The 10,608-nt window shown below is 61.8% G+C and carries 7 protein-coding genes; 4 read left to right on the top strand and 3 right to left on the bottom strand.

Annotated features, from left to right (window positions below; translation table 11 throughout):
* Positions 1-876 precede the first annotated feature (876 nt).
* Positions 877-3,336, top strand: a complete 2,460-nt coding sequence (locus tag OE747_RS24205) for a GcvT family protein (RefSeq protein WP_263831000.1) — start codon at positions 877-879, stop codon at positions 3,334-3,336.
* 31 nt (positions 3,337-3,367) lie between these two features.
* The gene (locus tag OE747_RS24200; protein ID WP_263830999.1) at positions 3,368-5,416 is read left to right on the top strand and encodes an oxidoreductase; all 2,049 of its coding nucleotides are present in this window, start codon (positions 3,368-3,370) and stop codon (positions 5,414-5,416) included.
* Here OE747_RS24200 and OE747_RS24195 read toward each other — a convergent pair.
* On the bottom strand, positions 5,403-7,217 hold the full coding sequence (locus OE747_RS24195) for an inositol monophosphatase family protein (RefSeq protein WP_263830998.1): 1,815 nt from the start codon (positions 7,215-7,217) through the stop codon (positions 5,403-5,405). The two genes, OE747_RS24200 and OE747_RS24195, sit on opposite strands and share 14 nt — an antisense overlap.
* A gap of 91 nt (positions 7,218-7,308) precedes the next feature.
* Between OE747_RS24195 and OE747_RS24190 the strand changes: the two genes are divergently transcribed.
* Positions 7,309-7,929, top strand: coding sequence for a recombinase family protein (locus tag OE747_RS24190; RefSeq protein ID WP_263830997.1), 621 nt, complete (start codon positions 7,309-7,311; stop codon positions 7,927-7,929).
* 863 nt (positions 7,930-8,792) lie between these two features.
* Here the strand turns inward: OE747_RS24190 and OE747_RS24185 are convergent.
* Together OE747_RS24185 and OE747_RS24180 are read right to left on the bottom strand one after the other, a co-directional pair.
* Positions 8,793-8,933 (bottom strand): hypothetical protein, encoded by a 141-nt coding sequence (locus OE747_RS24185; protein ID WP_263830996.1) that lies wholly within the window; start codon positions 8,931-8,933, stop codon positions 8,793-8,795.
* A gap of 5 nt (positions 8,934-8,938) precedes the next feature.
* Positions 8,939-9,340 (bottom strand): helix-turn-helix domain-containing protein, encoded by a 402-nt coding sequence (locus OE747_RS24180; RefSeq protein ID WP_263830995.1) that lies wholly within the window; start codon positions 9,338-9,340, stop codon positions 8,939-8,941.
* Between the two features lie 167 nt (positions 9,341-9,507).
* Between OE747_RS24180 and OE747_RS24175 the strand changes: the two genes are divergently transcribed.
* A complete protein-coding gene (locus OE747_RS24175) occupies positions 9,508-10,524 on the top strand; it encodes a nucleotidyltransferase family protein (RefSeq protein WP_263830994.1) in 1,017 nt (338 codons plus the stop codon).
* Positions 10,525-10,608: the final 84 nt, after the last annotated feature.

Below are 10,608 nucleotides of genomic sequence, written 5' to 3'. Positions count from 1 at the left end.
CCATGGAAAGCTTCCTGGGTTTCATCGACATTACCTCCATCCGGCTTTGGCTCAGACATTTGTCAACATGACCTAGAGCGAGAAATCGAAGCACTCAAATCCCGAAGGTAGAAAATAACTCTACGGAACACTGGAGAACAATTTCATTGTCGCGTATCCATTAGAAATAAGCCTCAAGCGATAGTAGGGAACCAACCGAGGCCTCAGCGGCATGGTTACTGAGCGATATAGCCATTCATGATGGCTAGAACAGCGGCATCGCTGCGCAGGGGCATGGTGGCCTTCCTTTCAGGTTCCGTGCACTTTACCGTCAGGCTGGCTGTTCACAATCGCCATACCGTCTGCCGGACCATCCAATGTAAATCCTTTATGCCATTTCGGCACCGCGGTAAGAAACAACCTGATATGGGAGGTTTCGACCCCGGACGTAGCTGGCGCCAGACTGCATCCCCGTGGCTATCGACGGGTTTCCTAGGACTTCGCTGCCCTGTCAGGCGATCGATGCATTCCTGCTTCCATGCAGAGCCATTCCTCGCCCGTGATCAGAAGCGACCAAAGCTCGGAAGATCTTTGTATGCAGCCTCCTCTGACAGGTCGTCGTCACTTGAGGACCGACAAACATCCTGGGTCGTAACAGATCCGGCCTTTTGCCGCACGTCATCCACGCAAGACCGCTTTGGTGATAGCACCAAATCCTCACGCGCGATTTCACTTCGGGGCTCAAGTTCAGCTTTCACCTTCCGCAACGGTTTCCTGACGGGCTCGGTAACGTTCAACAACGCACATGATACAAAGGTCCTTCATTCAATTTGTTGATTTCTGGCGTCGGTCTATTCAATGATTTGATCAAACCCCAATACGAGACTAGAGCCAATCATGCCCCAGCCCCTGCCCAGCCAAGCCCAGATTGTCATTATCGGAGGCGGCTCGATCGGCTGCAATACGGCCTACCACCTGACAAAACTCGGAGTGCGCGATGTCGTTGTGCTCGAGCGCGACCAGTTGACCAGCGGCACCACCTGGCACGCCGCCGGCCTTATCGTTGCCGGGTTGCTAAAATCCGAGGTCGAATGTGAAATCTACACTCATGGGCGCGACCTCTACTCACGGCTGGAAGCCGAGACCGGTGTGCCGACCGGGTTCCGCGATGTCGGCTATTTGCAGATCGCGTCGAACGAAGAGCGGTTGCACGAGATGCGCCGGGTCGCCCCGTTCATGCGACGGCACGGCATCAACATGCATGAAATCTCGCCGCGGGAAACCGCCGAGTTGTTCCCCATCGGCGATCTGTCGGACGTGCTCGCCGGATTCTACATCCCCGAGGATGGACGGGCGAACCCTGTTGACGTGACCATGTCCCTGGCCAAGGGCGCGCGGATGGGCGGCGCGCGGATTCACGAGCACACCACCGTGGTGGAGATCCTTGTTGAGCACGGCGTGGCCGTCGGGGTCCGCACCGCCACAGGGGAGACTATCCGGGCCGAGACCGTGGTGATCTGCGGCGGGATGTGGTCTCGCCAGCTTGGTGCCAGAGCAGGGATCAATCTCCCGCTGCAGGCGGCCGAGCACTATTACCTGATCACAGAGAAGATCGAAGGGCTCAGCCGGGATCTGCCGGTGCTCGAAGACCCCAGCACCTACACTTACTATCGCGAGGAGGTCGGCGGGCTGATGCTTGGACTGTTCGAGCCAGGCGCCGCACCGTGGAACCTGGACGCTATCCCTGAAACCTTTGCCTTCGGCGAGATCGAGCCCGACTGGGATCGCGTCGGCCCGCATCTGGAAAAGGCCTATGGCCGGGTGCCCTCGGCTCTGAATGTCGGCGTGCGCAAGCTCTTCTGCGGACCGGAGAGCTTTACTCCCGACCTGGCACCGCTGGTTGGACCGGTGCCGGAGTTGCGCAACTGCTTTGTCGCCTGCGGCATGAACTCGCTGGGCATCCTTAATGGTGCCGGCACCGGCAAGGTGCTTGCGCACTGGATCGTCGAAGGTGTGCCACCGGTCGACGTCACAGCGATGAACGTAAATCGCTTTACCCGCAACGAGGCGACTCGTGCCTTTCGCCGTGATCGTGGTCCCGAACTCTTGGGTAAGATGTTCGGTCAGCATTTCCACAACGAAAGTTTCAAGACGGCGCGCAACGTCAAACGCTCGGTGCTCTACGACCGGCTGAAGGCGGCGGGGGCGTTTTTCAGTGAAAGCCACAGCTGGGAATTGCCGGACTGGTTTGCGCCGACTCCCGAGCAGGCCAGAATCGAGCGATACAGCTGGTTCCGCCAGAACTGGTTCGACTGGCATGCCGAGGAACATCGCGCAGCACGTGAAGACGCCATCCTCATGGACATGTCCTCGATGTCGAAATTCTCGGTCGAAGGTCGAGATGCCTGTGCTTTGCTCAACAGGCTCAGCTGCAATGACATCGACGTCGAACTCGGACGGATCGTCTATACCGCCTGGGTCAACGAGCGGGGTGGCTTCGAGGCCGACCTGACGGTGACCCGGCTGGCAGCCGACCGGTTCCTCGTGGTCGTGGGCGAGAACAGCCACGGCCATACCGAGATGCGGATGCGGCGCGATGTCGGAGCCGATGAATACGTGGTAATCACCGACATCACGCCAAGCATCACCCAGATCAACATTCATGGCCCGAAGGCCCGGTTGCTGCTGCAAAAGGTCAGTTCGGCTGATCTGAGCAATGAGGCCTTCCCGTTCATGACGGCGCAAGAGATCGACGTCGGTTATTTCAACATCATCGCCCTGCGCGTGACCTTTGTCGGCGAACTGGGTTGGGAGTTGCACGTTCCCAGCCTGCACGCGGTCCAAGTCTACGACCTGCTGACCGAGGCCGGGAAGGAGTTCGGGCTGCGCAACGCCGGGATGCAGACCCTCAGCTCACTGCGACTGGAAAAGGCCTATCGCGATTTCGGCATCGACGTCGACAACACCGACAATCCGATCGAGGCCGGGCTGGGCTTTGTCGTCCGGCTGGACAAACCCGGCGGCTTCATCGGCCGTGACGCGCTGGCTGCGATCAAGGCACGGGGCATCCCGAAATCACGGATGCTGCAGTTCCTGCTTCAATCCCCGGAACCGCTCCTTTACGGCAACGAGCTGATCTATCTGAACGGGCAGGAGGTCGGCTATCTTCAGGTCGGTGCCTACGGGCACACCCTGGGGGGTGCGGTCGGGATCGGATTTGCCGGGACGGAGGCTCCATTGACCGCCGAGATAGTCGAGACCGGTGACTGGGAAATCGACGTGGCTGGCGAACGGATCAAGGCCACGGCATCCCTGCGCCCGATGTTCGATCCAGACATGAAACGTTTGAAGAGTTGACGACCAAATGAGCCGAGACCCGCGATACGATGTGCTGTTCGAGCCGGTGAGTATCGGCCCGGTGACAGCAAAGAACCGATTTTACGAAGTGCCACATTGCACCGGTATGGGCTGGCTGCGGCCACACACCCTTGCCGCAATGCGCGCGGTCAAAGCCGAGGGCGGCTGGGGCGTCGTCTGCACCGAATACACGTCGATCCACCCCAGTTCGGATGACCTGCCGCATCCCTCTGCTGCCCTGTGGGATGACAGCGACATCCAGGCGCACCGACTGATGACCGACATGGTGCATGAGCATGGAGCGCTTGCCGGGGTCGAGCTTTGGTATGGCGGTGCACGTAGCGCCAACTTGCATTCAAGAATGTCACCGATGGATGTCGACAGCTTTCCCAACCTGGCAGGCCATCCGTTTCAGACCCGGGCAATGGACAAGGACGACATTCGCACGTTCCGCCAGTGGCACAGGCGCGCAGCGCTGCGGGCGAAAGAGGCGGGTTTCGACATCGTCTATGTTTATGCCACGCATGGCTATCTGGTCTCGAACTTCCTCAATCCGCGGATGAATACACGCAGCGACGAATATGGCGGTTCGCTGGCAAACCGGACCCGCCTGCTGCGCGAACTCATCGATGAGACCAAGGACGCGATTGGCGACCGTTGCGCCGTCGCGGTGCGTTTTTCTGCGGACGAGGAAATCGGCGTGGATGGCCAGCCGGTCCTGGGGGAGCGGCGCGAGATGCTGGCAATGCTGGCTGATCTGCCTGACCTCTGGGACATCAACATCGCAGATTATTCTCTGGAAATGGGTGTGTCGCGCTTCGTCAAGGAAGCCGCCCTTGAGCCCTACATGAAATGGGTGAGAACGGTCACGACCAAACCGGTTGTGACGGTCGGGCGCTTTACTTCACCCGACACGATGGTGCAGCAGGTCCGCAGTGGAATAACCGATCTGATCGGAGCAGCTCGGCCTTCGATCGCCGATCCGTTCCTGCCTAGAAAAATCGAGGAAGGACGCTTGTCTGCCATCCGGGAATGTATCGGCTGCAACGTCTGTTATTCCGGCGATAGCCTGGGCGTGCCGATCCGCTGCACGCAGAATCCAACGATGGGAGAAGAGTGGCGCCGCAACTGGCACCCAGAGATACTACCGCCCAAGCGCAGGGATGCTCGGATTCTGGTCGTCGGTGCAGGTCCTGCCGGATTGGAGGCAGCTCGCGCGCTGGGGGCGCGCGGATATGAGGTTCTCCTGGCGGAGGCGGATCGCGATCTGGGCGGCCGCGTCACGCGGGAAGCCGAATTGCCGGGGATGCGCGAATACATCCGGGTGCGAGACTACCGGGAACAGCAATTGCGCGAGATGGCCAATGTCTCGATTTTCATGGAAAGCCGAATGAGCGCCGAGGACGTGTTCTCTGTTGGCGCTGACCACGTAGCGATTGCCACAGGCGCAACTTGGCGCCGCGACTGCTTCGATGGCGAGCGCTATCTTTCGGTCACTTCCGACTCAGGATCGGCAAGGGTTTTCACCCCGGATGACATTATGGACGGCAAACTGCCGAGTGGTCCGACAATCGTGTTCGACGGTGATGGTTACTACATGGGGGGGGTGATTGCCGAGCGACTGCGCATCGCGGGATCGCATGTGATCTATTGCACGCCTTCGGATAGCGTGTCGCATTGGGCTGGCAATACGTCGGAACGCCGGCGGGTTCGCAGTCACCTGGCCCGCCTGGGCATCCAGATAGTCACCGCACATAAGCTTGTTGCATTCGATGGCAGAGAGGCCGAACTCGACTGCGTGTATAGCGGCGAGAAAATGCGCTTGTCCGCGTTGAACCTCGTCATTGTCTCGGCACGCACACCGAACGACGGGCTTTACGGCGAGATCAAGGAAGCAGCGAGTGGGCAAGCGTTGCCCTTCAGCTTGACACGGATCGGCGATTGCGAGGCACCCTCTCTCATCGCTGGGGCGGTTTACGCGGGGCACCGGTTTGCACAGGAGCTCGATAGCCTTGGCGAATCCGGCCATCATATCAGGCACGAGCGTGTGGATGTGGTCACCGACATCAAGAAGGTTTGAGCCCTCGCAGGGTGGTGCTTGCGTTCTCGCGGTTGAGGTCCATACCTGCGGCTACCAGCGTCTCTGCCAAGGCCATGGCATCGTCCGGCCAGTAGTCGCAAGGGCGCGGTCGGCGTGTGCCCGGGGCGGCGCGGCAGGTGAGGATCGCATCGCGCCACCGCGCGGGGATGGCGGCCCGTCCCTGTGCCGCGCCCAGCAGGGCGCCGCAGATGGCAGCGTTGGTGTCGGTATCCCCGCCCTGGGCCACCGTGGCAATCACCGCTTCCTCCAACGGCGCGCCGTGACCCAGCCAGTAGAAGGCGTTCTGCAGCGCGGTCAGCACCCAGCCCATATGGCTCTGGAAGTCGCCCGGCATTGCCTGACGTGCTACGGAGAGACGCTCGCGCACCAGGTCGGCGGCTGAATCCGACCCGGCAGCCCGTTCCGCGGCGGCCATCATGTCGCGGGGACTGCCGCCGGCGATCCCCACCGCCACCGCTGCGGCAAAGGCGGCGTTCGAGGCCTGGCAGACCATTGAGGGATGGGTCAGCGCTGCATCCTGCCGCGCGATCTCTGCCGCGCGCAGCGGATCGCCCTGCGCGAAGATCCCGATCGGACTGACCCGCATCAGCGCACCGTTCGACTGGCTGTCGCTGGTGGATCTCAGACCTCTTTCAAGGGCCGCGATACCGCTGCTGGTGGTGAAGCCGATGTCGAACGGATCCGAGCGTTTCCAGCCGATATAAGCCTTCGCAACGGCCGCCGCGTCATACCCGGCCTCGCGCAGGATGGAGCGGGCCAGCGCCATTTCACTGTCATCGGTAGGTTGTCCCGCGATCAGGTTCCAGGTGCCGCCATCGACCAGATCCCGGACTCCCTGCGGGTGGCTTCTGGCGATGGCGGCGCGGTCCTGGAACTCGACCGCCGAACCAAGCGCATCCCCGGTCAGTTGCCCCAGCAGGCAGCCTTGGGCACGCTCCAGCACCAGCGGATCGCTGACCGGAACCCTGGGCCGGGTCGGAGGCCGCCGTGACCCGCGTGGCCCCACGAGTTGCGCCGCAGCCAGTTCGGCGACAAGCGCGGCGTTGCCAGCAAGGCAGCCGTGGAAGCTTTGGCCGTGGTGGACGACAGGCCGGCCCTGCAGATCGGTCAGGACCAGTCCGGCCCCGATCAGCAGGGCATGACCCCCGGCGATGTCCCAGCTCTGCAGACCCCGGGTCAGGCTGACGGCAGCATCCAGATCCCCGGCCGCGACAAGCGACAACCGCCGCGCCGGAGAAGGGCTGGCCAGGATCCGCATGCCGGAAAGGACGCGCGCCGTATGTTCCGCGAAATCCCCTGCGTCGAGGCTGAACCCGATCACTGGACGTGCCCGGTTCGCCCGCGCGCCGCAGGGCTTGCCATTACTCGTCAGGGAAGCGCCCTCGGCCCAGGCGATGATGTCGCCCCGATCATCCGGCGCGACAGGGGACGCGACCACGCCCAGGACCGGCCGACCGTCCCGCAGGAGCGCGATGGAGAGCGCCGATCCGCGATGCCCCGCCTGGAAGTCCGAGGTGCCATCCAGGGGATCGACAACCCAGACATCTCCCCGGTCGATCGGATCGTGGCAGGTTTCCTCGCCGTGCCAGGCACAGGGGTGCAACGTCAGCAGACGGGTTCGCAGCATGATCTCGACCTCGTGGTCGATGACCGACTTGCCATGCTTGAGGCGCGGGCCACCGGGGCGATGAAACTCCTGCAGCAACAGGGAGCATCCGGTCTCGGCGCTTGCGATTACGGCGGGGAGCAGGTTGGCGGGATTGATTTTGTCGTGGCGCATGTCGGGGTTCTCCTTGAACATGCGCCCTGTGTATCCCGCAGTGTCCGGGCAGAGTCGGCTGCTCGGGATTTTCCGCAAGAAGGGCGATTGCATGGCGCGACCGGCCATCGGTTTCTACTGGACGCTCCCCGTGCCCTGGGCCGGGTTCACCAGCCTCTCCGCCGACCCCGAGGAAGCGGCAGGGCAAAGCCGGACCATCCGCTACCAGCGCGAGGTGATCCGCAGATATGCCAAGGAGAACGGCTTCGAGCTTGTCGCGGAACATGTCTTCCTCGAGATCGAACCCGACCGCGTCTCCGATCAGATGCAGGCAACCCTGGTAAGTCTGCGGACCCTGATGCGCGCCAAGGGTGCTGCGCTGCTGGTTGTCGATTTTGCCAGAGAACATGGCCAGCGGCGCAACTACCATCTCAAGGAACTGGCTCGGGAAGCAAGTCTGGCCGTCGAGGAGATCGAGGCTGGCCCGCTCATGATCGCCGGCAAATTGTTTGATCCGGCAAGGCATTTCTCGAACTGGCGGGCGAGGCAGTATGCCTGGTCGGACAACAAGGCCGAACGTGTGGCAGCGGCGCTCGCCCGTGCGCATGAACTCCAGGCCAAAGGCCACGGCCTTGCCGCCATCGCGGAACGACTCAACACCGAGGGCCTGCGCTCGGCCACGGGAAAGCCCTGGACGCCTGACAGCCTGCGCAAGGCGCTCAAGGCGAACTGACCGGCAGGCTGGATCAGGCTGAAGCGCGGTCAGCCTTCAGATCCACCCGACTGTCAGCCTTCCTTATCTGCGCGGTCATCTTCATGTAGCTAGGTCATTACATGGCTTGGTAGCTATCGGGTGCGGTGTAGTGCGCGCAGTTTCCAGTCTCATCGCTGGATGGCTATCGCTGGTTGCCTGGAGCGCGTGAAATCCAACGGCACGTGGGCTGTTCTACAAGTGCCGGAAAGTTCATCGGGGGCAACAGGAGGATAGCAGCGGCCGAACCGAGATACTGCCTGCCCGGCGCCACGTTCCAAGGCTCCGGAAGACGATCTGTCGGTGTGGCGATCTTCGGCGCCGGACCTCGCCCACAACCATTCCTTCACAGGTCAATCGCCTAGGTCGAGCAAGCTGTCACCCTCAACACGCCTATCTTCACACCGGAAGCGAAAGTGGTGCCTGCCAGCTTGCTCTGAGGTCTGCTGTTCCGAGAAGCTCACTCGGCTTTGGATCCTTAGCGTCTGTCCGCATCTACCTTTTTCGACCATCTTCCGGCGGTTCTGCCCACGGATGGCGAACTGCGAATGAGCGAAGCTCTTGTTTTCTTGGGGCCGCCGGATCTGCAGGGTTTACATTTTCCGGAAAAAACCTGTTTTCGGTCAAAATCTGTCAACTTTAGGTAAACTTTAGGTAAACCCTGAACCCTGATTTCGGGGCAAAATCCGGGGTCAGAACCGACATGGACCCGCTTTCGGGCTGTCCAATGTCAACCCTATGTAAACCCCATGTAAACCTCTCATGCTCCAGTGAAGGATGCTGTAGGAATCCGGCGAGGCGCCGCAGTTTCGCCATTCCTCGCCGATGATCACCGCTCGTTCCTGTCAGCCCCTCCTGGGCGCACAGAGGCGCCGCAGGAGCTGCACCCGGCGCAGCGTCGGCCTCGGGTCGCGGCCGTTGCTCACCTCGCGCAGAAAGCGCAGCCAGGCGCGCTCGTTGAGGGTCAGGTCGCTTGTCTCGTCCATCACGGTCACCTCCCGAAGATCGCCTGGATGACGGCCTGCGACCTGCTGGTCAGCCGGGGATCGGTGTGGTTCGAGGCTGCGCGGATTGCCTGGATCCAGCCGCGTTCATTCATGGTGACGGGATCGCCAAAGATCTCCACCACCGCCTCGGCCGCCGTGCGCCCGATTGCCTGTTCCAGGGCGAGGCGCATCAGCAAGGCCGGGTCGCATTCCAGCGCACGCGCCAGTGCCGGCACGCGATCGAGTGCCACCTTGGAGCTGCCCTGCTTGATCATGGTGATCATGTTGGGATTGGTGTAGCCGGCCGCGGCGGCGATCTCCACCTGGGTTTTCTTGGGTTTCAGTTCGAGTATCCGGCGCTCGACGTATTTCGCCATCGGGGTGTCTGCGTGCGGTTTTCTGGTCATCGCTATCCTCGCAAGAGTGACGCAGCATCTGCTGCATGTCTTAGCTATAGCGACGACCTGATTGGGGTTTCGTGGCGGGAAGCACTCTATGCTCAACATCATTTACTTTTGTTGAACATTACCTATGCTCAACAAAAGATCCGTTTGTAGAACATTGAAGGCATCTCATGTTCCAGCGCCATTCCAGCATTGCACATGCCGCCTATCACGACCTTCTGCGATCCCTGCAGGACGATGCCGTCTCGGACATCCGTGGCACGCCGACCCGGGTGGAGCGCAACGGCAAGACCTATTGGTATGACACCTATCGCGTCGGCACGGACGTGAAGAAGCGCTACATTGGCGAGGACAGCGACGCATTGCGTGCGCGCCTGACAAACCACAATACCCTGAAAACCGATGCCGACGTGCGTCGCAAGGCACGCACCCGCCTGGTGCGCCTGCTCCGCGCCGAGAGCTTTCTGGGCCTGGACGCGGCGACAGGCAGCCTGCTGGCAGCCATGGCCGCGGCTGGGGTGTTCCGGCTTGGCGGCACGATTGTCGGCACCCATGCGTTCCGGCTCTACGAGGGCGAGCTGGGTGTCCGCTTCGACCTGGATATGGCGGCGCAAACAGATGACATCGACATCGCCAGCTTCTCGCGCCTGTCGCTGGCGCTGGAGGATGCGGCTGCACCGCCGCTGGAACAGGTGTTCCGAGACCTCTCCTTCACTCCACAGCCGAGCCTGCACGTCGGTCGGACCTGGCGCTGGAAGCAGACCAGGGGCAATACCCTGGTGGAATTCCTGACCCCCTCCTTCGAAGCCGATGAAGGCCTGCGCGAACTCCCGGCCCTTGGGGTCGATGCCCAGGCACTGCACCATCTGAACTACCTGATCGCCGCGCCGATCAAGGCCGCCGTAACCTACCGCAGCGGTGTGCTGGTCCAGATCCCTCAGCCGGAGCGGTTCGCCATCCACAAGCTGATCGTGGCGAACCGCCGACGCACGGGCGACGATGCCCTCAAGTCCGAGAAGGACCGTCGCCAGGCCGCTTTCCTGATCGAGTTTCTGGCCCAGGACCGTCCGGACGAGCTGCGCGACGCCTACGAGGACGCCATGTCACGCGGTCCTAAATGGCGCGAGAGGATCGAGGCCAGTCTGGAGAGAATGCCTGCAACAGCCGCCTTGTTAAGGCAAGCGTAAGGAATTCGGACCGCTTGGACCGCTTGGACCGCTTGGACCGCTTGGACCGCTTGGACCGCTTGGACCGCTTGGACCGCTTGGACC

Origin of the sequence: Ruegeria aquimaris (assembly GCF_025751555.1) — a bacterium.
Lineage (GTDB): Bacteria > Pseudomonadota > Alphaproteobacteria > Rhodobacterales > Rhodobacteraceae > Ruegeria_B > Ruegeria_B aquimaris.
This window is presented reverse-complemented; position numbering and strand designations above follow the sequence as displayed.

Coding starts and splice junctions, on each gene's coding strand:
- OE747_RS24190 (WP_263830997.1), top strand. CDS start 7,309: ATGGCGCGACCGGCCATCGGTTTCTACTGGACGCTCCCCGTGCCCTGG.
- OE747_RS24185 (WP_263830996.1), bottom strand. CDS start 8,933: ATGGACGAGACAAGCGACCTGACCCTCAACGAGCGCGCCTGGCTGCGC.
- OE747_RS24205 (WP_263831000.1), top strand. CDS start 877: ATGCCCCAGCCCCTGCCCAGCCAAGCCCAGATTGTCATTATCGGAGGC.
- OE747_RS24195 (WP_263830998.1), bottom strand. CDS start 7,217: ATGCGCCACGACAAAATCAATCCCGCCAACCTGCTCCCCGCCGTAATC.
- OE747_RS24180 (WP_263830995.1), bottom strand. CDS start 9,340: ATGACCAGAAAACCGCACGCAGACACCCCGATGGCGAAATACGTCGAG.
- OE747_RS24175 (WP_263830994.1), top strand. CDS start 9,508: ATGTTCCAGCGCCATTCCAGCATTGCACATGCCGCCTATCACGACCTT.